20 protein-coding genes are annotated in these 25,582 nt (G+C 28.0%); 7 read left to right on the top strand and 13 right to left on the bottom strand.

Annotated features, from left to right (window positions below; all coding sequences use genetic code 11):
- Window positions 1-146 precede the first annotated feature (146 nt).
- The 7 genes from IPM32_03370 to IPM32_03340 form a co-directional block, all read right to left on the bottom strand.
- Window positions 147-575 carry a hypothetical protein gene (locus IPM32_03370; GenBank protein MBK8944291.1) on the bottom strand — a complete coding sequence of 143 codons (429 nt, stop codon included), beginning with the start codon at window positions 573-575 and terminating at the stop codon, window positions 147-149.
- Window positions 562-2,376, bottom strand: coding sequence for a carbamoyltransferase (locus IPM32_03365; protein ID MBK8944290.1), 1,815 nt, complete (start codon window positions 2,374-2,376; stop codon window positions 562-564). Before IPM32_03365 ends, IPM32_03370 begins: the two co-directional genes overlap by 14 nt.
- A 104-nt stretch (window positions 2,377-2,480) precedes the next feature.
- Window positions 2,481-4,463, bottom strand: coding sequence for a hypothetical protein (locus IPM32_03360; GenBank protein MBK8944289.1), 1,983 nt, complete (start codon window positions 4,461-4,463; stop codon window positions 2,481-2,483).
- Between the two features lie 18 nt (window positions 4,464-4,481).
- Window positions 4,482-5,456 (bottom strand): glycosyltransferase, encoded by a 975-nt coding sequence (locus IPM32_03355; GenBank protein MBK8944288.1) that lies wholly within the window; start codon window positions 5,454-5,456, stop codon window positions 4,482-4,484.
- Window positions 5,457-5,468: 12 nt separating this feature from the next.
- Window positions 5,469-6,401 carry a glycosyltransferase family 2 protein gene (locus IPM32_03350; protein MBK8944287.1) on the bottom strand — a complete coding sequence of 311 codons (933 nt, stop codon included), beginning with the start codon at window positions 6,399-6,401 and terminating at the stop codon, window positions 5,469-5,471.
- Window positions 6,402-6,635: 234 nt separating this feature from the next.
- On the bottom strand, window positions 6,636-7,409 hold the full coding sequence (locus IPM32_03345; GenBank protein MBK8944286.1) for a T9SS type A sorting domain-containing protein: 774 nt from the start codon (window positions 7,407-7,409) through the stop codon (window positions 6,636-6,638).
- Between the two features lie 11 nt (window positions 7,410-7,420).
- Entirely contained in the window at window positions 7,421-7,786 is a 366-nt protein-coding gene (locus IPM32_03340; GenBank protein ID MBK8944285.1) for a hypothetical protein, read from the bottom strand.
- 365 nt (window positions 7,787-8,151) lie between these two features.
- On the opposite strand from IPM32_03340, the gene IPM32_03335 reads away from it, so the two are divergent.
- Both IPM32_03335 and IPM32_03330 read left to right on the top strand, forming a co-directional pair.
- Window positions 8,152-9,624, top strand: coding sequence for a B12-binding domain-containing radical SAM protein (locus IPM32_03335; GenBank protein MBK8944284.1), 1,473 nt, complete (start codon window positions 8,152-8,154; stop codon window positions 9,622-9,624).
- An 82-nt stretch (window positions 9,625-9,706) separates the two neighbouring features.
- The gene (locus IPM32_03330; GenBank protein MBK8944283.1) at window positions 9,707-10,699 is read left to right on the top strand and encodes a glycosyltransferase family 2 protein; all 993 of its coding nucleotides are present in this window, start codon (window positions 9,707-9,709) and stop codon (window positions 10,697-10,699) included.
- A gap of 118 nt (window positions 10,700-10,817) precedes the next feature.
- Here the strand turns inward: IPM32_03330 and IPM32_03325 are convergent, their stop codons facing one another.
- From IPM32_03325 to IPM32_03310, 4 genes are read right to left on the bottom strand one after another with little or no spacing between them, the layout of a single operon-like run.
- Window positions 10,818-12,485 carry a T9SS type A sorting domain-containing protein gene (locus IPM32_03325; protein MBK8944282.1) on the bottom strand — a complete coding sequence of 556 codons (1,668 nt, stop codon included), beginning with the start codon at window positions 12,483-12,485 and terminating at the stop codon, window positions 10,818-10,820.
- Window positions 12,486-12,532: 47 nt separating this feature from the next.
- Entirely contained in the window at window positions 12,533-15,178 is a 2,646-nt protein-coding gene (locus IPM32_03320) for a T9SS type A sorting domain-containing protein (GenBank protein MBK8944281.1), read from the bottom strand.
- 58 nt (window positions 15,179-15,236) lie between these two features.
- Window positions 15,237-15,587, bottom strand: a complete 351-nt coding sequence (locus tag IPM32_03315; GenBank protein MBK8944280.1) for a T9SS type A sorting domain-containing protein — start codon at window positions 15,585-15,587, stop codon at window positions 15,237-15,239.
- Window positions 15,572-15,991, bottom strand: coding sequence for a BACON domain-containing protein (locus IPM32_03310; GenBank protein ID MBK8944279.1), 420 nt, complete (start codon window positions 15,989-15,991; stop codon window positions 15,572-15,574). The genes IPM32_03315 and IPM32_03310 overlap by 16 nt, the downstream gene beginning before the upstream one ends.
- On the opposite strand from IPM32_03310, the gene IPM32_03305 reads away from it, so the two are divergent.
- Complete coding sequence (locus IPM32_03305) at window positions 15,900-16,172, top strand: hypothetical protein (GenBank protein MBK8944278.1); 273 nt, start codon at window positions 15,900-15,902, stop codon at window positions 16,170-16,172. The genes IPM32_03310 and IPM32_03305 overlap by 92 nt on opposite strands.
- On the opposite strand, the gene IPM32_03300 is transcribed toward IPM32_03305, so the two are convergent.
- Complete coding sequence (locus tag IPM32_03300) at window positions 16,126-18,306, bottom strand: BACON domain-containing protein (protein ID MBK8944277.1); 2,181 nt, start codon at window positions 18,304-18,306, stop codon at window positions 16,126-16,128. The genes IPM32_03305 and IPM32_03300 overlap by 47 nt on opposite strands.
- Window positions 18,307-18,910: 604 nt before the next feature.
- Here IPM32_03300 and IPM32_03295 point away from each other — a divergent pair.
- Complete coding sequence (locus tag IPM32_03295) at window positions 18,911-20,362, top strand: lipopolysaccharide biosynthesis protein (GenBank protein ID MBK8944276.1); 1,452 nt, start codon at window positions 18,911-18,913, stop codon at window positions 20,360-20,362.
- Between the two features lie 97 nt (window positions 20,363-20,459).
- On the opposite strand, the gene IPM32_03290 is transcribed toward IPM32_03295, so the two are convergent.
- A complete protein-coding gene (locus tag IPM32_03290) occupies window positions 20,460-21,599 on the bottom strand; it encodes a CapA family protein (GenBank protein ID MBK8944275.1) in 1,140 nt (379 codons plus the stop codon).
- 167 nt (window positions 21,600-21,766) lie between these two features.
- On the opposite strand from IPM32_03290, the gene IPM32_03285 reads away from it, so the two are divergent.
- The 3 genes from IPM32_03285 to IPM32_03275 all read left to right on the top strand — a co-directional run bounded on the left by IPM32_03285 (window position 21,767) and on the right by IPM32_03275 (window position 25,520).
- Entirely contained in the window at window positions 21,767-23,110 is a 1,344-nt protein-coding gene (locus IPM32_03285; protein MBK8944274.1) for a phenylacetate--CoA ligase family protein, read from the top strand.
- A gap of 33 nt (window positions 23,111-23,143) precedes the next feature.
- A complete protein-coding gene (locus IPM32_03280) occupies window positions 23,144-24,199 on the top strand; it encodes a hypothetical protein (GenBank protein MBK8944273.1) in 1,056 nt (351 codons plus the stop codon).
- Window positions 24,200-24,458: 259 nt separating this feature from the next.
- A complete protein-coding gene (locus IPM32_03275; protein MBK8944272.1) occupies window positions 24,459-25,520 on the top strand; it encodes a hypothetical protein in 1,062 nt (353 codons plus the stop codon).
- Window positions 25,521-25,582 lie beyond the last annotated feature (62 nt).

Raw genomic sequence — 25,582 nt, 5'->3', positions numbered from 1 at the left:
TTAGTACTAAATATAAAAATTATTAATAATTTATTAAATGTATTTATTACTGTCAAACTCAAAACTTAAAATTATATTTGCAAATAAAAAGAAAATTTCAAGTTTTTGATGATATAACTCACAAACAATTAAATTTTATGGACATATTAGTACATTTTTTCAATGTTTTTTATAGAATTGTCTTTTTTTAACCAAAAGGAATCTAATTTAGATTTGTTGGATATTCTTAAAAAATCTTTTCCTAAAATTTTCGTTACAATCCCAATTGGTGCAATTATAATATAAAATAAAATAGTTAAAATTATTCTTGATACAAACCAGCCAAGAATTAAAGCAAAAATCATCCAATATTTATAAACTTTTGATAATTTTTTAGGATTTGTAATTCCTAATACAAAAAGCAATATACCTATAATTGAAATTATTGTTAAAAAAATATTTGGGGTGATTTTCCAAGTAAAATATAGTCCAATAATTAGTAAAATTGATCCGATTGTAATTCCAAATTTCTTTAATGATTTTTCACTAAAGTCAATTTGTTCAAGTTCATATTTTGTATCTTTAATCAAGCTCATACGTATCTTTCCAATTAATTGTATCAATAAATTTTGGTTGATTTTGCTTATCCAAAATAAAATTTCCCAATACTAAATAATCCATTTCAGTACGCATAAAACATTTATATGCATCAAGCGGGGATTCAACTATCGGTTCACCTCTTACATTAAACGATGTGTTAATTATTACTGGGCATCCAGTTTTTTCGAAGAAGTTTTTTATTAATGAATGATATCTTGGATTATCATCTTTATTCACCGATTGAATTCTTGCGGAATAATCAATATGAGTAACAGCCGGAATTTCCGAACGAACAATATTTAATTTATCAATGCCGAATAATTTCTGTTCATCTTCTGTCATTAAATTTTGCTTTTCTTTTTTTACATCTGCGACTAAAAGCATGTACGGACTTTCTCTATCAATTTCAAACCAATTGCTAATTTCTTCGGCTAAAACCGATGGTGCAAATGGACGAAAACTTTCTCTGTATTTAATTTTTAAATTCATTTTTTTCTGCATATTGGGAGAACGTGCATCTCCAATTATAGAGCGGTTCCCAAGAGCTCGCGGACCAAATTCCATTTTGCCTTGAAACCATCCGACAACTTTTTCATCTATCAAATAATTGCTAACATTATTAAACAATATTTCATCAGAAACAAAACTGTATGGAATGTTTTTCTCATCAAGAAAAGATTTTATTTCTACGGTAGAATATTCTGTTCCAAAATAAGAACCCCCTTGAATTGATCTGGTGGATTTCACTTTGGGATTTTTTAAATAATCATGATAAACCAAAAGTGCTGAACCCAAAGCTCCGCCGGCATCTCCGGCAGCCGGTTGAATCCAAATATCTTCAAAAATATTTTCTCTTAATAAAATTCCGTTGGCAACACAGTTTAATGCAACTCCGCCAGCTAAACATAAATATTTTTCGCCGGTAACTTTTTTTATGTGTTTTGCCATTCTTGACATTATTTCTTCTGTTACAACTTGAACTGATTTTGCCAAATCCATTTCACGTTGAGTCAATTGAGATTCTGATTTTCTTGCCGAACCATCAAACAAATCAGCAAATTTTTTGTTTGTCATTTTTAATCCGGTTGGATAATCAAAATAATCCATATTCATTGTAAATGAGCCGTCATCTTTCAAATCAATTATATTATCATAAATTTTCTGTACATATTTCGGCTCTCCGTAAGGAGCTAAACCCATAACTTTGTATTCGCCGGAATTTACTTTGAATCCTGTAAAATATGTAAATGCGGAATAAAGCAATCCGATTGAATGCGGAAAATGCTGCTCTGCTAAAATTTCAATTTTATTATCATTACCAATTCCGTAAGAAGAAGTTGCCCATTCGCCAACGCCATCAATTGTTAAAAATGCAGCTCGCGAAAATGGAGATGGATAAAATGCCGATGCAGCATGAGATTCGTGATGTTCCGGGAAAAGAATCTTGCCATCGAAATTCAACTCTTTTTTAATTAAATCGGGAATCCACAATTTTTGTTTTAACCATAAAGGCATTGCAGTAATAAAAGATTTTAAACCTTTCCCTGGAAATGCTAAATAAGTTTCTAAAAGCCGATTAAATTTTAGCAAAGGTTTATCATAAAAAGCAACAAAATCTAATTGGTTACTTTTAATTTTTGCGGATTTTAAACAAAACTCAATTGCGTGTTTGGGAAAATTATAATCATGCTTTTTGCGTGTAAATCTTTCTTCTTGAGCTGCGGCAATAATTTTTCCATCTTGAATTAAACAAGCTGCTGAATCATGATAATAAGCGGAAATACCTAGAATATACATGTTTTTATAAAGTTTGAAATTTTGTATTAATAAAAAGAAATATAAAAATAATTTGGGTGTAAAGTTGAGGAATATATTAGTTTATATAGTAACAATCTCAAATATTATTTACTTTCGTTTACTGGAAATTTATAAACTTTTAACAATCCGTCAATACCTTGATAAGCTAAATTTGATTTATATTTTTCATAAAAATTAATTTTACCTAACCAATTTTCCGGAAATACAACAAACCAAATTGTCTGTGTTCTATTTTCGATAAAATTTATCAAATCTTCATTTTTATAAATTAATTTTGCTTCGCTCCATCTTTCTTTAGTGCCTTTTTCCGCACTTAAAATACTAAATGCTTCATGATTAAAATCAACATTAAAATAATCTACTCGCGGTAAATAATATTCCAGACTATTTTCGTTTACCATAATTATATCATCTCTCTTGGCATTTTTTGCAACAAATTTTACGGGATTTTCAATATCCCATCTTCTGTATAAATGTTTTTTTATTCTTGAATTGTAAATTAGTCGGTAATTTACATCTGCTTTATCAATGTTTATTAAATGGTAAAATTCAAAATCTTTTGATAATCCGAATGCGGAAAAAACAATTATGGGAAAAACTAAATTTGCCAATAAAAGTTTTCTTGAAAATATTATTTCGGAAAATTTTTGAACGGAAAAAACAACAAGAATAATTAGTAGCGGAACTGCAAAAAAAGTATAACGAGTTTCATCATATTCCAAAGTCGGAACAGTTGCCAATAAGCTTACAAAAATCAAAGAAGCGAATAAAAATTTTATCTCAAAATATTTTTTCAGTTTTGTGATAAGCAATAAAATCAATAAGATGCCGAATATTATTGAAAAAATTGTAATGATTGGAATAGTTCGTAAGTAATTTAAAATTGTGTAATAATTATCAGGGAAATTAAAAAACGCAACAATTAATCTTTTGCTGATTCCGCCAATTGTATAAGAAGAAAAATCATTGAAAAGTACGAACCAATTTTTTGTTAATAATCCAAACGAAAACCAATAAAATGTATTAATCGCAAAAAGTGAAAATAGATAAATGTTGAATTTTTTATTTTTGAAATCATATTCCAGCAAATTCCAGAAAGCCAATAAAATAAAGCTCAAAATGAATAATCCGAATAAATTTAATGTTGCAAAAATTGTTAAAAGAACTAATGAGAAAATCGACCAGAATTTTTTTTCTGATAAAAATTTTACTAATTGTATGAAAATGTAAATATTAATTGAAACCAAAATTATTGTAAGAATTGACGTTAAAAAATTATCAAATGCAAATGGAAACAGAGTTTGTGGTATTTTAATTGGAGATTGTTTTGTGGCTTCTCTAACAAAATCAACTAATTGCGGAGGAAGTGTAGGAGGAGAATTAAAAGTTCTGAATCCGAACATATTAAAAAATGTTGATGCAAAAAATGTTAAAACTGCAGAAATAAAATATTTTAGATCAAATTTTTTGTGAACAACAAACGGAACAAAATTAAAAACGGCAATAAAAATACTTCCTTCATAAACAAGTAAAGAAATTACAGAAAGTAAAATCATCCATTTGAAATTTTTGAAACTTTTGTTATGAAAATCAACTAATGCAAAATAAATGTACAACATAAAAATTGCTTGAAACGGAGTGTACATTCGGGCAAATCTAGCAAACTCAATTTCCCAAACAGAAAATGAAAATATTATAATTACCACTAATGCAGTTAATTTATTTCCAATTTTTTTTGTAATAAAATAAAGTGGTGGAATTGTTAATAGATTTGCAGCGACTGAAAAAATTCTTCCGGCAAGTTCTGCTTTAACGCCAAAGTTTAATAAAAGAGCAATTAAATATTGAACTAAAACTCCGCGCGAATAATAACCGCCGCTTGGAAATTGAGGTAAACCGTATTCCAAAATAAATTCGGAAGATTTAATAATATAATATTCATCTAAAGCTAAAGTAAATTTACCTAAATCATCAAATCGTATTAAAGTTCCAAGCGAGACCGAAATCCCAATAATTATCCAAAAGAAGTATTTAGAGTTTGATTTAAGATTTTCTATTTTTATCATAAATTGCAAAGATGAAGACTAATTATTCTTTTCCAACTTATCATTTTTGAATGAATAAACATCTTCTACAATGTAATCTTTTATATCTTTGGCGTGAGTAAATATTATTAGCTCTCCAACTAAACCGATTGCAAAAGCTAATATTCCAAACACAATTAAAAGTATACTGACTAATACAATTGGTCTATCTGCTAATGCAACATCAAAAAACATTCTTTGAATAAATAAAATGAACCCTAATAATAAACCTAAACTGAAAATAATTAGTCCAGAAGAACCAAAAAATCTTATTGGTTTTTTTGTGAATTTAATTAAGAAAAACAATGATAAAAGTTCCAATCCTCTTTGTGTGTAACTTTGGAGCGGATATAATTTTTGTCTGTAATCAACTTTATGCTGTTTAACTTTTATTTCCTTAACCTTATAACCTAAACGCCAAGCCCACAATGGTAAAAATCTATCTTGATCACCATACATATAAATGTTTTCAAGAATTTCTCTTTTGAATAATCTTACATTACATTTCAAGTCATGAAATTGAGTCCCGACAAACGATTTTACAATTTTATTAAAAACCTTTGATTGAAAATTATTTAGAAAACTATCAATTCTTGGATATCTCCAGCCAACAACCATATCACAGTCCTTAATATTTTCTATCATTTTAGGAATTTCATCGGCTTCAACTTGTTGGAATGAGGGAAGTGTAATTATTAAATTTCCTTCAGAAGCTTCAAATCCAGCTTGCAAAGATGTTGCATCACCAAACCATCTACCAAGTTTTATAACTTTAATATTTTGATTTTTTTCTGCAATTGATTTTACTTCATTTAATACACCGGGCATATTACCATCAATAACAAAAACGAATTCATAATTTAGATTGGTTTTATCTAAATTTTCCTTATACTGATCAAAAAGAGGTTTGATATTATCAAACTCATATTTTTGATAGTAAACAATAATAGCTGATAAATCATACTTTCTATTCATTAAAACTCCAAATTAAGCTTTGCTTATTTTTAGCTTATACATTTTTTCTATTTTTAAATTTCCACTTCTATAAATTAAATGACAAATGATTCCTAAAAATCCAAGAGTGAATGATAAAATTCCAAATAATGCTGTTGAACCCAAAAGCACTACCAAAGGATAACCCGGATTAAAAAACCAAGTAGTAATTGAAACACCAAAAAAAATTGTAAATAATAAACCGGAAATTAATGCCGGAAATCCAAAACCAAACAACGGTTTATTAAATGATGAAAAAACTGTTTTGAGTGCAATTAAATCTAAGATAACTTTATAAATTCTGGATAATCCATATTTTGAAGAACCAAATTTTCTTGCGTGATGTTTTACGGGAATTTGCGTAAACGAAGCTCCCGTTAATGCATTTATAACAGGCAATAATCTGTGCATTTCTGAATACATAGGAAATTTATTTATTGTTTCTGCTTTGTAGGAACGAATTGCACAACCGTTATCTCTAACCGGAATTCCTGTTACATTTCTTACCAAGGAATTCGCAATTTTTGATGGAAGCAATCGTGTAAATTGACTGTCTTGACGGTGTTCGCGCCAACCAAGACAAATATCATTTCCTTCGCCAAGTTTTTCCATCATTCTTCCAATATCCGATGGATCATTTTGTAAATCACCATCCATTGTAACAATATAATTTCCAACTGCGTTTTGAAATCCGGCATGCAAACCGGTAGTTTGTCCATAATTTTTTTTAAGTTTAACAACTTTTAATCTTGAATCTGATTTAGCAATTTCAACCATTTTATATAAAGTATTATCCTTGCTTCCATCATCAACCAAAATTAGTTCATATGAATAAGGAAGATTTGACATTGATTCAGTTACAGCATCATAAAGAGGCTTAATTGAATCTTCTTCATTATAAAAGGGAATAACTATTGATAAATCCATTAAAAGTTAACTTTGTTGAGAAATAATTGAGTTTCATAAACTATACCAAAAAAATAGCAATATTTGGCTCAAAAAAATACAAAATCTTTACCAGATAGTATCATTTTTGAATTTACAATGAAATTTTTATCAAAATGAGATATATGATTGGATATTATCGATAGATATTTATTTTTCTTTATTTAAGTAAAATGCAAAATTATACTGTAATTAAGTTTTTGATTTTTCAACTTTTCACTTAATCAGATTCATTTTTTTGATTTGGGAAAAGTTACCATCAATATTTAGTTGATATATGTAAGTACCACTGGCAAGATTAGATCCATCAATATTGATTTCATGTATTCCGGCACTTAGTTCTGCATCCAATACAGATAATACTCTTTCTCCCAATATATTGTATACATCAAGTCTTGCATTTCCCGTTTCTTTCATCTTCACTTGCACTTTTGTACTCAGGTTAAACGGATTCGGGTAATTCTGACTTATTCCATATTCTTCCGGTATTACTTCTTCTTCTCCAACTTCTGATGTTCCATCTACTCCATATACTTCCATCTCCCATATATCACACCAGCTGTTTCCCTCACTTCCCGTTACTACTATTGTTATGTATCTTGTCTTTACACTTCCTAATTCATGTTCCGACCAGTAACTTCCGCTTTCTGTTGTTTCTTTCTTTATTAGTTCCTTATTACTGTATTCTCCTCTGTAAAATTCACAATCATAGGTTATCCCTTCATCTGATCCATATCCACTTATCTTTATTGTTTCTACTTCTTTCTCTTCGCCCAAATCCAATGTAACCCATTGCGGAAATCCTTCCACTGCCCATCTTCCATCTGATGACGAACTATATTCTCCTCCATTACTCTCCGGGCTTATTCCATCATACAGCATTTTATCCGTAAACTTTTCTCCGCTTATTGCCGATGCTTCCGATCCTATGATGTTTATCTTTTCTATTTCTTTTGTTTCTTCTTCCTCTTCTTCATTTCCGCCTAACAAAGAAAATATACTTACATGGCTTTCCGGGTTTGTGATATTCTCGAAGTATCTGAACTTCCTTCAACATATTTCAATCTTAGGCTTGATAAATCCAAACTTTGATTTATACTTAATGCACATTGATAGCTTGTTAACTCGAATGATTCGCCTACATTCTCTATATATACATCCGCACTTACACTACTATCTCCATCTATTCTATAATTCTCCAAACTCATTTTGTAAATCTGTGATGCAAAAATATTTCCGGAGAAAAGAAAAATACTTAGAACATTAAATAAGTAAAATTTTAGTTTTTTATTTATATAAAAATTGGTAAGTTTGTACCGCATTACAAATACTCCCATTCCTTTTGTTAATGCATTTGGGGTTAACAAGTTGCCGCTTGTTAGCCCTTTTTATTTATTGAAACTATTTACATTTTGTAATTTCCAATCTTGTTTTCCAACATATTGCCAATTATGATGCCAAAGTGATATTGATCACAAAAATCATCAATTAGTGCTGAAAATCAATATGAATATGAATGTGTCTCAATTTGTGATATTAGAAGTAGAGCAAAAGTCAAAATTGTGTAATTGTTTTGGGACAGACTATTTGCATAGAGAAACCAAGAAGGATTAAATCGAATTTTATTTCTGTTTTTTCGCACAGAAAATTTTGATGAATGAAAATTTGATTAAAATCACAGAGATAAAAATAAAATTTAATAAATTAACATTTTAATAATTAGCTATAGTAAATGCTTATTTATCTTACATATTTACAAATAAACTCTCACTATGTTCATGGATATAATTATGGACTCGGCTATATTTCTGCCGTTTTAAAGAATAACGGATTTAATGTAAAATATTTTCCAATTTGGGATTTTAATGATCTCGAAAAATTCTTTAATAATATAGTAGATGATAATCCAGCAATAATTGGTTTTTCTGCAACAAGCTCGCAATTTCCTTATCTAAAAGAAATAGCAAAAAAAATCAAAACTTTTTCTAATTCATTTTTAATTTGCGGTGGTGCGCATACAACATTACAGCCTGAATCAATAACTCAAATTCCCGAGCTTGATGCTATTTCAATAGGTGAAGGTGAATATGCAATGCTGGATTTGGCAAACACAATTCAGAATAAAACAGATTTTACTCAAATTAAAAATCTTTGGGTTAGATATAAAAATGAAATTATTAAAAATCCTGTTAGACCACTTATTGAAAATTTAAATTCTTTACCATTTCCAGATAAAGAATCACTAGATTATCAAAAAATTCTTGATATAAGCAATGGAAATAACAGATTTATTTTCAGCAGAGGGTGCACATTTAAATGTTCATATTGTTCAAACGAAGCACTTTCTTCAGTTTATCCAAATAAAAATAAATATTATAGATTTATGGATCCGGAACTTGCAATTGAACAAATAAAAATAGATCAAGCAAAATTTAATTTTAATAAAATCACTTTTGATGATGATACAATTTCCTTAAACAAAAAATGGTTTTTCACTTTTTTTGAAATGTATAAGAAAAATTTTTCATATCCGTTTAGATGTAACTTAAGGATTGAAACCGTAAATGAAGATATAATAAAATTATTAAAAGAAGCCGGTGCAAAAAATATTGGTATTGGGCTTGAGCATGGTAATGAAGAATTTAGAAGAAAAGTTTTAAATAGAAAAATGACGAATGAGCAAATTAAAAACGTTTTTAATTTGGTGAATAAGTATAAAATCTCTCACGATGATTTTATTATGGTTGGATTTCCGGAAGAAAATAGAAAATTATTCTTTGATACAGTAAAATTAGCAAGAGAAGTCGGAGCCAAAGGAAAGCCATCAATTTTTCAGCCTTATCCCTCAACTGATTTAGCAAATGTTTGTGAAACGAATAATTGGTTGCCTGATAAAGAAATATATAAAGAACGCTATGAAGCAGTAATAGATTTTCCGGAATTTAAAAAAGAAGACATACAATTAAGTTCTGAAATTTTTCAGTTTTTAGTAAAATATAAATTCCTTCCATTGTTAAATGTAAAAATTTATTTAAGGATTTTACTACACTTCAGTAAAGTTCAAAATTCTACAATTCATTTTGCAAAACGAATTAGAAATAAAATGAAAAATTATTTAAATAAATTTTCTGAGAAAAAGAAAAAATCTGCTTTGGGAACTTCTATATTCGATTTTAAAAATTCTGAAAATATATCGAACATATAACTTGAAAAAAGTATTAAATTCAATATCTTATTTATCTAAAAATTCAACAATTCAATACAGATTTAAGGAAAATGGAAAATAAATGATTGAAAAAATTTCAGTAATAATTCCGGTTTATAATACAAAAAAATATGTTAAAGCATGTGTTGATTCAATTCTTGAACAAAAAGAGTTTGTACAAGAAATAATTTTGATAAATGATGGATCAACAGATGGTTCCAGAGAATATTTGGAAGAAATATATTCGGAAAATCCGTTAATAAAAATTCATCACACAAAAAATCAAAGACAAGGTCCCGCACGTAATTTTGGGACACAAATTTCAACCGGAGAATTTATTTATTATTTTGATTCCGATGATATACTTAAACCGGGATTGTTTAAAAGATTTAACGAAATTCTAACAGAACATCCCGATTTGGAAATTTTTGCATTTTCAGCAACTCCGCTTATTGATGAAGATTATAAATTAAGTGAAACAGAAAAAAATAGAATAAAAAACACAACAGTATACTCGCGAAAAACAAATGCTGTTTGTAAAACCGGCGAAGATGCGTTTAATATCTTATATCCGATAAGTTCGTTTTCACCACTACCGTATTTGTATATTTTCAAAAAAACAATTGTGATTGAAAATAATATTAAATACAGATCAATTAGGTTTGAAGACGAAGAATTTGCATTTCAATTATTTCTGCACGCAAAAAAAACTATAATTAAAGACGAAAGTTATTGCGATAGAAGAATTAGAGAAGGCTCAACAATGGAACTTGATAGATGCTTTGCAGATATTTTTGGATATATTCAAACAAACGAAACCCTGGAAAAATTAAAAAATTTGAGCAGGCTTAAAGAAGAAACTAGGCAAAATATTGATAAAAAAATTATAAATCTTGCCAAAGCAATGATAATTATGAAAACCGCCAGCAATTTGCATTTTTCTGCTGATGAAAAATCAACTTATAAAAATGCACTAAACACTCTAAAGAAAAAGAATAGCGAACTTGCAAAATTTTATTATACATATCCGGCAGAATACAAATTACGAATGTTGAAAAAGAAAATTTTAGGTTAAAAAAATCAGCAGAATTTTATTAAAATAATGCTGATTTTCAAAAAGTTCTATAAGCCAATCAAAGAGCAAGATAAGTACAAGATAGTGCCAATTACAAGTTAACCCTTTTTCACAATTTTTATTTTATTAAAATCATTTTCTTTGTTTCAACAAATTTACCAGCTTGAATTTTATAAAAGTAAATTCCGCTTGAAAGATTAGTACCATCAAAAACTACTTCATAATTACCGGGAGATTTATTTTCATTTACGAGCGTAGAAATTTCTTTTCCTAAAACATCATAAACAATTAGTTTCACTTTCGACGTTTCACTTTTCACGCTTGACGGAATAGAATATTTAATTGTTGTAGTTGGGTTAAATGGGTTGGGGTAGTTTTGGTAAAGAGTGAAATTAGATATTAATTTTTTATCAACATTTTTAACATTGGTAATTTCATCATTAGACTTTAAAATTGTTCCGCTATCACCAACAGCCCAGCATGTTTGACCATCGAATGAGTACAGATTGTTAATTTTACAATAAATACTCCCGAAAAATTGTAAATCCCATGTTACTCCACCATCAGAACTTTTTGAAATAGTAATAGGGTCAGCATCCCAGCTTTCACCATCAACACTTCCTAACAACCACCCAATTTCATTATTATAAAAATGTATCTTCTCAAAAATGATAGAATAATATAGAACATTTTTTCTATAGAGTATTGAAAATTTTTTATCTTGATCAAATTTATAAATTCCGCATTCTTTATAACCTTCGTTTCCAAAAATTATATAAATCCCATATATATTTAGATTATTTAAAACAATTATATCAGAAGGCGTTGCAGGTATGCCAGACAATTGCCATGTAAAACCTCCATCTGATGTTAATAAAAGTTCTTTATAGAATCCATTAAATTCATAGATAAAATCTAAATAACCTGTACTGTCGTTTATAAAGGCAAATTTATATATTCCATTTGGGTAAATATAAGATCCATCCGGTTTCTTTAATGAATCAAATGAAAATATTTTGAGATTATCGGTACCAAATTCGTCTATTTTATATATGTTTGAGTGTAGATAATCATTGTTATTCTCATGAGAAATATAAAAAATGAAACCGTTCTGAAAAGTCAACTTTTTAATATTTCTGATTTCAGAATTAGAGTAAACAGAACCCCAATTTACTCCGCCATCATTTGTACTAAAAATCTCATTATTTTTATAGGCAAAACCTTTTTTATCATCAATGAAAATCACATCTAGTAAATTTTTTTCGGAAAATTCCGATTTTATATCCCAAGTTATTCCGCCATTGTTTGTAACTAATAATGTGGAATTACCCCAAATTATTCCATTCAAACTGTCAAGAAAATTAATATTGGTTAGATTATAATTTGTATTTGATTGAATATACTTCCATTTATTTTCTCCTATTATTGTAAAGTAATGGTACTTTCCATAACTTGAAAGATCGGGTTTAATATGGAATGTATTTGAATCGCTAGAATCATAAATTTTTAATTGGCAAAATATGGAAGGAGTATTGGGTACTATCCATTCAAAAAGTCCATTTTCAGCTTTGTAATTTTCTATTATTAACTTCCATGTTTTGCCAGCATCTGTTGTGTATTCAATATTTATGTTTTCAATACCGTTGCTGGTCCATGATATTATTTCAGTTGATCCAACTTTAAGTCTAAGATTATAATCAGAATAATCAGAAAATATAACGGATTGCGCATTTATGGAATGTAAAAAATAAAAATTAGTTAGGACTAACAAATATAAAATTTTCATAAAACTTCCATTAAAGTTAATATTAAAGAAAAGATTATTACTTAAAATTATTTAAGCAAAATCATTTTTTTAGTTTTAACAAAATCACCGGTTTTTAGTTGATAATAATAAACTCCCGCAGCAAAATTAGAAGCATTAAAATTCACTTCATAATTACCGGGGGATTTGTTTTCGTTGACTAAAGTTTCAATCTCCTTACCCAAAACATCATAAATAATTAGTTTTACGTTTGACTTTTCACTTTGCACGCTTGACGGAATAGAATATTTAATTGTTGTAGTTGGGTTAAAAGGATTTGGGTAGTTTTGAAATAGTTCATAATGATCAATTATTGGCATTACATCGGTTTCATAAAAACCAAATTGATTATCATTGTTAATTTCTACTTTGGAAAGCATATTAGTCGAAGCAGATTGAAAAACATTAATAGTTTTTGTAATACCACTACCAGAAAAAATAAGCTGACCTATTCTGTCTTTACCGGTATTGTTAGCTAAGTAACGTACAGTAATAGTCCCGTTACCGGTAAGAGATTTAGGAGATTTACTAATCCATCCACCAACAGAACCGGTATTATCTTTAACGGTCCAAGTAATATTAGAATTAACATTAACAGTAGTAGAACCGGCATCTCTTCCTAAGGATAAAGTTTCAGGAATATTTATATAATTACCAGTTTCACCGCCCGAAGAAGGTTTACCATTTTGAGTAATGGAAATAGTTTTAGAAATACCACCGCCTGAAACAGTAATAATAGCATTTCTTGGAGAAGAGTTAGTGTTTTCAGAAAAACTAGCGGTAATAGTTCCATTATTATTTCCAGAAGAAGGAGAAACTGTTAACCAACTGGAATTGCTTTCTGCTTTCCAACTTACATTTGATGTAATTGTGAAATTGGTATTTCCAGAAATAGCAGAAACAGTTTGGGTGGAAGTATTTACCGAAAGTGAATTGATACTTGGTACAGAGGTCGAAGCAGATTGAAAAACGTTAATAGTTTTTGTAATACCACTACCAGAAAAAATAAGCTGACCTATTCTGTCTTTACCAGTATTGTTAGCTAAGTAACGTACAGTAATAGTCCCGTTACCGGTAAGAGATTTAGGAGATTTACTAATCCATCCACCAACAGAACCGGTATTATCTTTAACGGTCCAAGTAATATTAGAATTAACATTAACAGTAGTAGAACCGGCATCTCTTCCTAAGGATAAAGTTTCAGGAATATTTATATAATTACCAGTTTCACCGCCCGAAGAAGGTTTACCATTTTGAGTAATGGAAATAGTTTTAGAAATACCACCGCCTGAAACAGTAATAATAGCATTTCTTGGAGAAGAGTTAGTGTTTTCAGAAAAACTAGCGGTAATAGTTCCATTATTATTTCCAGAAGAAGGAGAAACTGTTAACCAACTGGAATTGCTTTCTGCTTTCCAACTTACATTTGATGTAATTGTGAAATTGGTATTTCCAGAAATAGCAGAAACAGTTTGGGTGGAAGTATTTACCGAAAGTGAATTGATACTTGGTACAGAGGTCAAAGCAGATTGAAAAACGTTTTCAGTAAGTAAATGATATAAATATAGGTGTCCAAATCCTACATACCATAAATAATTTTTGTTACTAATAAAATCTAGATGTTCAGTAAAATATGATTTCTCGTAATCTCCAGTTGACTCTACATTATTCGGATGAATGGAAAAATGATATATTCCATTTTTTGAAATAACATTGTTAAATGTTTTTTTTAGAATATTTATGTCAGAAATACCTGAGACTCCCATATTTACTGGCCCAACTTCATAAACTACACCTACTCTGTTATACATATTAAAATCTTTATTCCAATTTGAAAAATCAATTTCATTTTCAAGAACCGTACGACATACTATGTAATTATTTGCCCCTGCTAATAAATCAATATTTTTTCCCCATGTTCCAAAAGGATAGACGTAAGAATAAACATATTCAAGATTGCCGTTTTTATATGTTAATGGTAAATTCAAATTATTTATTATATCATTTTTTGAATTTACAACTTCATAGTAATTATCTGCATAAGGGTAAATGTGTGACGAACTATGAGAATTAATTTCAATTTTTCCCAAATCAATTTCCTTTTGTAAATTTATCCATTCTGATTTACTTAATCTACTTGTAATAACGGCACAAGATAGCCATAGATTTCTTTCTCTAAAAAGTTTAAATGCTTTGTTAAAACCTGCCGAGGCACCTGAATAATCATCTGCAGTAGTGACTACTACAGCATTTCGATTATCGTAATATCTAGATGTGCCGAGGTACTTTATTCTTAAAATATTGTTCTGATTGTCACAAATTTTAATAAAAATTGAATCAGAGTAATTTTGAAAATTAACGGATACAAAAGCAATATTATTTTTATAGTCAAATCTAACAGCTTCAATTCCATTAAAAAAATCATTCGATTTTTTCACTTCTAATCTAAACCAATTTTCCAAAGATGTATTTTTCTTATAAACAATTAAATTAGAACTGTTTGCAGGTATTTTTATTTCATATGTAATGGGATAATTGCATCCATAATTTAGATGGATATTGGGACTAATTGTGAAAAGAATAATTTCCGAAGATTCTTGAGAAGGAAATATTAGAGAAGTATATATATAAATTAGGTAAAACAACACAAATTTATTACTAACTAATTTTCGCATATCAAAATAGTCTCCAGAAATTTTTAGAAAAATTGTTAATTTTATATTGTAAAGTATCTTATTTCATAAGTACCATTTTCTTAGTTTTAACAAAATCACCGGTTTTTAGTTGATAATAATAAACTCCCGCAGCAAAATTAGAAGCATTAAAATTCACTTCATAATTACCGGGGGATTTGTTTTCGTTGACTAAAGTTTCAATCTCCTTACCCAAAACATCATAAATAATTAGTTTTACGTTTGACTTTTCACTTTGCACGCTTGACGGAATAGAATATTTAATTGTTGTAGTTGGGTTAAAAGGATTTGGGTAGTTTTGAAATAGTTCATAATGATCAATTATTGGCATTACATCGGTTTCATAAAAACCAAATTGATTATCATTGTTAATTTCTACTTTGGAAAGCATATTAGTCGAAGCAGATTGAAAAACATTAATAGTTTTGTAATACCACTACCAGAAAAAATAAGCTGACCTATTCTGTCTTTACCGGTATTGTTAGCTAAGTAACGTACAGTAATAGTCCCGTTACCGGTAAGAGATTTAGGAGATTTACTAATCCATCCACCAACAGAACCGGTATTATCTTTAACGGTCCAAGTAATATTAGAATTAACATTAACAGTAGTAGAACCGGCATCTCTTCCTAAGGATAAAGTTTCAGGAATATTTATATAATTACCAGTTTCACCGCCCGAAGAAGGTTTACCATTTTGAGTAATGGAAATAGTTTTAGAAATACCACCGCCTGAAACAGTAATAATAGCATTTCTTGGAGAAGAGTTAGTGTTTTCAGAAAAACTAGCGGTAATAGTTCCATTATTATTTCCAGAAGAAGGAGAAACTGTTAACCAACTGGAATTGCTTTCTGCTTTCCAACTTACATTTGATGTAATTGTGAAATTGGTATTTCCAGAAATAGCAGAAACAGTTTGGGTGGAAGTATTTACCGAAAGTGAATTGATACTTGGTACAGAGGTCGAAGCAGATTGAAAAACGTTAATAGTTTTTGTAATACCACTATCAGAAAAATAAGCTGACCTATTCTGTCTTTACCAGTATTGTTAGCTAAGTAACGTACAGTAATAGTCCCGTTACCGGTAAGAGATTTAGGAGATTTACTAATCCATCCACCAACAGAACCGGTATTATCTTTAACGGTCCAAGTAATATTAGAATTAACATTAACAGTAGTAGAACCGGCATCTCTTCCTAAGGATAAAGTTTCAGGAATATTTATATAATTACCAGTTTCACCGCCCGAAGAAGGTTTACCATTTTGAGTAATGGAAATAGTTTTAGAAATACCACCGCCTGAAACAGTAATAATAGCATTTCTTGGAGAAGAGTTAGTGTTTTCAGAAAAACTAGCGGTAATAGTTCCATTATTATTTCCAGAAGAAGGAGAAACTGTTAACCAACTGGAATTGCTTTCTGCTTTCCAACTTACATTTGATGTAATGCTAAAACTTGTACTTTTGCTAGTAGCTTCTAAAATATCTGAATTTTTACTAAGTTCAATTTCTGGGAGATTTATATTCTCTTTACTCATTTTCATTCCACAAATTTTAGTAGTTCCGGAACTAAAATTTGTACTTCTAATTGTAACATTTATTAAAGAAATATTTTCTGGAATAATTAAGGATGTATTGCCATTAGTTGAATTTTGGAGAGTATATTTTGTCCATATAGAACTTTCAGCAGGGATTTTGAAAATTTGGTTGTTAGAACCAACTTGAAAGTCAATTTCAATAAAATTTCCAGTAGCTCCTTTGGTCCATAACTCAAATGAATTCTTTCCTTTTTCAAGTCCAGCAAGATCAATAATTTTCGCTATTGTACCTTTCTTATTTATTGCCAAAGACAAGTTTTCATCTTGAGATATTCCATCTGTCATATCTATATAAGAATCAGTAAACTTTTCAAAACCATCGGGAAGATTGTTTTTGTCCTTATCAATATTTAAACTTGGAAATATGTTTTCGTTTGGGTTCGGAATTTGATTATATAAAACATCAGCCCATTGAGAATATGTTCTTATTGGGATATCGTTTTCGATACACCATTGAATTAATTTTTCAGTACGTTCAAGAAAGCCGCTCCAACCGCCAAGCAATTCTCTAAAGTGACTATGCCCGATAACAACATGATGTTTAGCAATTCTGTTAGCAATAAAATTTTTACATTTTTCTAATGACCATATATCTTCTCTGAAATCACCAAAATTCATTCCGTATTGCTTATCCTTATTCGGATCAAATTCATTAAATACTTTTAAACTTGGATTTGAAAACACACCAGCAGCTTTATAAGCTAAAGAAGTTTGGCATCCTTCTTTAATTTCTTCTCTATATACATGGGGGAAATAACCACCTGGTTGTATCCAAGTATATGGACGAATTAAATTATAATGTTCTGCCAATCTTAATGATTCTTTCATTAAGGCATTTAATGCTTGTGGGGTTAAATGTACGTCATTAATATCAAGATTATAAAACTTTAAATTTTTAGTAATACCTAAATTTTCATCATTTCTCCAAAATCCACGTATTTGCACTTTATAATTATCAATCCAGCCGGTATTTTCGTCAATAAAAACTAATTTATCTAATGTTGGAAAATAGAGATAACAATCTGTTTTTTTAAATTCTTTGAATTGTCCAATATTACTAATGATATAATTACCATTTATATCAACATAACCGGTTCTTTCATAATTTGCTTTTGCATAATCCTCTGTTATTTTAACATAAGATAGTTCAATTTTATTATCTTTAATATTTGCAACTCCAGGATGATTTTTATAAAAATCTGAACCAAGGATTGTGTGAAAATAATTTGTTCTATGAAATGGTGTATGATCCATCATTTCATGACCATTGGATTGAATGGTTTTTATTTTACTAATGTAGTCTGATGTGATTTCCTGCATTGCTAAATTTAGTGCAAAAGTAAATTCTTTATCGTATTTATCAAAAACTTCTGCATATTCTAAATACATATTTATTGGTTGGTTATCATCTGTTCTAAAACAGATCCCTCCTTGTTTAGAAACACTTTGACTTTTAATGTCAATAAATAGAATTAGAATAAAGATAAGCAATGAGTCTAAAAGTAAATTTTTCATCTCCTTTCCCAATTGATAAACTATTATAAAAAAGTTATTAAAAACTAAAAAATGTATTAAATAACAAACAATAATTTATTTTAATATAGATTTATTTATCAATATATAAATGATATCTTTAAGAGATTTTATAAAAAATTAAATATAAAAAATTTTAAATATTAATTGTCTTTATAAATTGAAAAAAAATAGTTTCTTAAACAATATGTGAGATAAATCAAGCAAATTAAAATTCATTAGATAAATTTTAATAAATGAAAATTAATAAGATAAATCTATATTAAAATCTTAATAATTTTAGTATTATAGTCCAATTTTAATGAAATTTGAAAATAATAGAATTTTTTTGATATATTTTATTTTGTTGTATATGATATAATAATACTATTCTTTTGTTAATTTGCTCTATTATAAAGTTTATTTTAAAATCAGACGTTACTGAGCAAAAGATGTTTTTAAATATTTCTCTAATTCATTGGTAAAATATTCTTTAATTTAATATGAAAAATAGAGATTTATTAAACTTTGAATTTAATTTACATAATCTTGATAAAATTACAATTATCCAAAAATATTTGAATTTTAGCTTAAGTATTAAAAAGATATGACAGAGATTAGAAAAAATATTAGGCTTGGTATTTTTTATACCGGACTTTCAAGATACAGCGATATTGTTGTTAGTATTTTTATTGGTGCAACACTAGCAAGATTGTTAACTCCGGAAGAATTTGGAATAGTTGCAATAGTAAGTGTTTTTACTAATTTTTTTAATCTTCTTAGCAGTTTTGGAATTGGAGCGGCAATTGTCCAAAATCAGAATCTAAATGATGAAGACATTTCTTCAATTTTTTCCTTTTCAATAATATTTGGTTTTATATTAGCAGCAATTTTCTTTTTCTCTGCTCCTTTTATTGCAGATTTTTATAATGAGCCGGTCTTAATTAATTTATCACGGTTAATGGCAATAGCTATTCTGTTTAATTCTTTAAAGATCGTACCAAGTGCGTTAAACTCTAAGAAATTGCGATTTAAAGAATTAGGAATCGTAAGTGTTGTTGTTCACATAATAACAGGCATTATTGCTATTATACTTGCTTATGCAGGTTTTAGTTATTATTCATTAATTATAAATAGTATTTTATCCGGATTTTTAACTTTTTCTGCATTTTTTTATTTGGCACCGGTAATTCCAACATTAAAAATTAAAATAGACTCAATTAAAAAAATTCTAAAATTTTCAACATTTCAATTTTTATTTCATTTCATAAATTACTTTGCAGGAAATACGGATAATTTACTGATAGGAAAATATTTTAATGTTTCAGCTCTTGGTTTCTACGAAAAAGCTTATAAACTAATGCTAATGCCTGTTCAAAATTTAACTCACGTTATAACTCCAGTGCTGCACCCGGTTTTATCAAAATACCAAGATGATAAATCAGTTATCTATGAAGCATATTATAAGATTGTAAAGTTACTTGCAATAATTGGATTTCCTCTATCTATTTTCTTGTATTTTAATTCTAGAGAAATAATTAATATTTTTTACGGTTCGCAATGGGATCTAAGTATTCCGGTATTTCAATTATTAGCACTTGCTGTAGGTATTCAGATTTTATTAGCAACCAGCGGTTCAATTTTTCAGGCAACCAATAGAACAGATTTATTATTTTATTCCGGATTAATAAGCACAATTTTTGTTGTTGTTGGAATTCTTCTCGGAATATTTATTGGTAAAGATTTAATTTATATTGGTTATGGAATTTTAACAGCTTTTTCAATTAACTTTTTCCAAGCATTCTATTTACTTGTTAAAATATCTTTACAGAAATCCTTTACAAAATTTTTAAATGTGTTAGTTTTTCCACTATTTCTAAGTGCAGTTTTAGCCGCAATTCTTTTTAGTTTTTCCTACTACTTTTTTATAGAAAACGTATTTTTTTCCATAATTATTAAATCGATAATTAGTATAGTCACTTGGGGAATTTTGCTATATATGTCTAAAGAAAATTTCCACTTTGTTTTAGATCATGTTAAAAAAATGATGAAGAAATAAAATTATGAAAACTAGTTTTAAAGAATTAAAGTATTTAATTTATACTGATTTGATTACATCATTTTTTAGCAAGATTATAATTTATTAAAGTTTAAATTTATCTATAAACTTTCTTTTTGATGGATTGAATTAAAATATCTTTATGGCTTTCACATCTTATGAGATTTAATATTTTTAAAAAATGCTTTTCTGGTACAAACAAAGATTGAATAGAAAATTTTGTTAATTTATTTACTATTCTCTGATTAAAAGGGAATAAAGAATTAAAAAATGAATCTTTTCGTGTTTCACAAAATTTTGCCCAATTTTCTTGTAAAACATTATCATTAGTTATTTCTGTTGAAAGAGTTTCAATTAAATTAACAAAGTTTGTTTTTTCATTTCTTTCCATAACATCAACTTTGAAATTTTCCCAACATTGTTTGTAAGGGTAAATATTATAAATTATTTTATCTTGAATTAAATCCAAACCTACAACATACCCATGATGATTTGAAAAATTTTCTTCTGTTGAAGGAAAAATAAAATTTCCTGTACTATAATAAATTGGCTTTCCATTGTATACTTCATAGCCTTGCGGTACATGAGGATGGTGGGCAATTAGTGCGTCGGCACCTAAATCAATAAGATATCTATATAATTTTTTTATTCTCGGACTTGGGTAATTGTACTGCTCATGACCTCCATGAGAAATAACGATAACATAATCGACTTTCCCTTTTACATTAGATATTTGATAAAATAGGTTTATTAAATCCAAACTATTACTGCCAATAATTTTATCATCTAAAGAAATTGTGTTGAACTCATTTTCGGCAAAATTAATTACTGCAATTTTTTGATCATTTTTTTCTAAAATTAGTGGTTTTGTTATTTCATCTAAACTTTTACCGGCTCCAACTGTTTTAATTCCATTTTGATTGCAAATATTAATTGTTTCGGTTAATCCAATTTCTCCAAAATCATAAATATGATTATTTGCCAAAGTGACAACATTAATATTCGAAAGTTTTAAAATTTCAATAACCTCTTTAGGATTTTTAATTGCAGGTCCGGTTTTAAATATTTCGTTTTCTGAATTTGTTATCGGAGCTTCAAGATTTCCAATAACAAAATCAAATTCACTTAGTGTTTTTAATATTGTTGAATTTCTATAATCATTAAGAAAAACATCTAAATCCAATTTTGTTTTCTCAACATAATTTGCAACAATATCGCCCAAGACCGCAATTTTCATAAAACACCTTAACTATTATGATTTTTAAGAATTTAATGTTATAAAAAATTTATACAAATTAAATGTATTTTAAATCAACTTTAAAGAAAAATAATATGTATACTTTCATTTTATAAAAATACTTCATAACTTATTTTTCATTAAGATATACAGAAAGGGGGTCTTAATTGAATTGGCGAAAAAGTATTTCATATCCAATTATAAGTAAATTGCAAGGTAGTTCGGAATTATCTCACTTAAGTGATTTGATAATTAGTCAATTTTATTCAAAGAGCTTAATTGAGGAAGTTCAAAATGAAAAATTTAAAAATTTGATTTTAAATGCTTCACAAAATGTACCTTACTATAAAAAACTATTTAAAGAACATGGAAATTTATCGAGTGTAAAAAATCTTAATGATTTAAGTCAAATCCCTATTTTACACCGAAAAAGTATTCAAGAAAATTATCGCCATTTTTTTTCAGATAAATTAAATGGTAATGAATTTATTGAAACTTCTTCTGGAGGTTCTACGGGAAATCCGGTTAAATTAATTTATTCAAAAGACACATTTTACCGCAGAAGTGCAGCAGCAAAACGACACGATAGCTGGGCAAATTTTGAATTTGGAGATAAGCAGGCTATAATTTGGGGTGCACGTAGAGATTTTAAAAAACTAAATCTTAAATCTAAAATATTGAATTATCTTACAAACAATATTTTAATTTTTGATAGTTCTTCAATAAGTGATAATGAACTCGAACAATTTTTACATACTTTAAATAAATTCAAACCTAAAAATATACTTGGGTATGCACAAAGTCTTGTTTATGTTGCAGACTATATAAATTCTACCAACTTTAAATTATATCCCCCAAATTCTATTATTTCATCAGCAGAACTATTAACAAGTAATGATAAAGAAAAAATTGAAAATGCATTTAATGCAAAAGTTTTTAACAGATACGGCGCAAGAGAAACAAGCGTTATAGCATCTGAATGTGAGTTTCATAACATGCATGTAAGAGATGAAGATATTATTCTAGAAATTGTACGAGAAGACGGAAGCAAATGCGATATTGGCGAAGAAGGAGAAATATTAATTACTGATTTAATAAATCATGCTTTTCCTGTTATAAGATATAAAATTGGAGATACGGCAGTTAGAACAAAAGAAAATTGTCCATGCGGAAGAAACCTTTCTACAATTAAAATTTCTTCGGGTAGAATTACCGATTTTATTTTAACTCCATTGAATAAAAAAGTAAGCGGAGTTGCGGCAATCGGTTATTTATGTGCAAATATTGAGGGATTAGCAAAAGTTCAGTTTCATCAAAAAGAAGTGGGAACGGTTTTGGTTAATATTGTACCCAATAAAAAATTTGATTTTGGGATACTTCCGCACTTGAATGAAAGTATAAAAAAATTCCTTGATAATATTGAAACGAAGATTGAAATTGTTGACGAGATAAATACAACTTCTTCGGGAAAATTTAGGCCGGTAATTAATGAAATACTAAATAAAAATTGAGTATTTTTGCATTGTCAAAAAAATTGGTTAATAATGCTAATTGGTATATACAATTTTAAATATCCAGATTATCAGATAAGAAGAAACGAAATATATAAAAGAATTTTAAGTTACAATGAAATAGAATTTATAGAATTGGATATTGATGATATTGATTTTTGGAATAAAATAAAAACCGTAGATTTATTTTTATTCAGATGGGCACATATTGATGATCATCATGAGCTTGCAAATACAATTTTGCCAATAATTGAAAACGGATTAAAAATTCATGTTTTTCCGGATTTAAATACTTGCTGGCATTTTGATGATAAAGTAAAACAATTTTATTTACTTAAAGCACATAAATTTCCAATAATAGATAGTTATGTTTTTTGGGAAAAAGAAAGCGCTCTAAAGTGGGCTGAATCTGCTGAATATCCGGTTGTCTTTAAACTAAAAAAAGGTGCCGGATCAACTAATGTGCTACTTTTATCAAACTATAAAGATTCTAAGAAAATAATTAAACAAATTTTTGGAAAAGGAGTACCAGCTTCCGGATTAAAACATAAAGGCAACATTAAATATAAGAGCATTGAGAATTTTTTTAGAGTTAAAATTGATAAATACATATTAAATAAATTAAGAAAAATTCAACCTAACACTTGGCAAATTGGAAAAAATTATATTTTATTTCAAAAATTTTTGGCAAATAATAAATTTGATACCAGAGTTACTACAATAGGCAATAGAGCTTTTGCATTCAGACGTTTTGTAAGAGATGATGATTTCAGAGCATCGGGAAGCGGGAAAATTGATTTTAATAGAAATGAAATAGATTTACGTTTAATTCAATTGGCATTAAAAATTTCTACCAAATTAAAATTCCAATCAATGGCATATGATTTTCTTTATAATGAAAAGGGAGAACCGGAAATCTGTGAAATTTCATACACATTTGTTGATTCAGTAATTTACAATTGCGAAGGTTTTTGGGATGAAAATATGATTTGGCATGAAGGACATTATTGGCCTCAATATTTACAGTTAAAGGATTTATTACAATTAGAAAATCTAAAGCAACCAGAAATTATTGATATTAAAAGCTGATTATAAAGTAATTATATTAATTTTTAAATATTTTTCTAACCTTTACTATTTAATTTAAGTATTCAAAAAATATTTATATATTTTGCCTCGTTCAAAACAGTTTTGTGATTCAAATCATATTCTAATCGTAAATCTTTCATAATTTTCACATATTCATTTAAATAAAATAAATTACATAATATTATTTTTGATAAAAATAAAATTTATTATTTAATTTTAAACAGTTAAAAACATATTTAATATTCTTAAGGAAAGGAAAATGCTAGTCGGAATTTATAAAACCACATTTCCAAGCTATCAAATAAAAAGAAATAAACTGTATAAAGAAATTTTAGACTACAACAATATTCCATACATTGATTTAGATATAGCCCAAAAAGACTTTTGGGAAAAAGTTAAAAATGTTGATTTATTTTTGTATAGATTTTCACATTCCGATGACGATCATCAACTTACAAAGGCCATTTTACCGGTTGTAGAAAATTATTTAAATGTTAAATGCTTCCCAAATTTTAATACAAGCTGGCATTTTGATGATAAAATTAGAGAATATTATTTACTAAAAACTCTTGGTTATCCTATGATTGATACTTGGATATTTTGGGATGAAGAGAATGCTGTAAACTGGGCAAAAAATGCTCAGTATCCGGTTGTTTTCAAACTTAAAAAAGGAGCCGGATCGACAAATGTTATTTTAATTAAAGAAAAAAGCGAAGCATTAAAATTAATCCGCATAATGTTTAATAAGGGAATTTTGCCAAAGTTTGGACTTCCATTTAAAGGAAAAGTAAAATTTAAAAATTTGGAAAGTTATTTTAGAAACAAAGCAGACCAATTATTTCTAAATAATTTACGTGGCATAAAGCCGTTTATTTGGCAGAAAGAAAAAAATTATGTGCTTTTTCAAAAGTTTTTACCAAATAATAGTTTTGATACTCGTGTAAATATTATAGGAAATAAAGCATTTGCATGCAGAAGATTTACAAGGCAAAATGATTTCAGAGCTTCGGGAAGCGGAAATTGGGATTTAAATAAAGACAATATTGATTTAAGGTGTGTTGAAACTGCATTTAAAATTTCTAAAGAATTAAAATTTCAGTCAATGGCTTATGACTTTTTGATGGATGAAAACGGTAATCCGCAAGTATGTGAAATGTCTTGGACATTCCCGGATGATATGGAACAAGGTTATTGGGATGAAAATTTAAATTGGCATAACTTTAAATTTTTACCTCCATATTTTCATTTAGTGCATGCTCTGGGAATGGAATATTTGAAATATCCGGAACACATTAATGAACCAGTTTTAGTCTCAAAATAATTTGATGAAATTTATGAACAGCATTCCGGAAATTACGAGTTGTTTGAAATCCGCTAAGAATT

The organism is Ignavibacteriota bacterium, from assembly GCA_016716225.1.
Classification (GTDB): Bacteria; Bacteroidota; Ignavibacteria; order Ignavibacteriales; family Melioribacteraceae.
The sequence above is the reverse complement of the archived record's forward strand: the minus strand, read 5'-3'. Positions and strand labels throughout refer to the sequence as shown.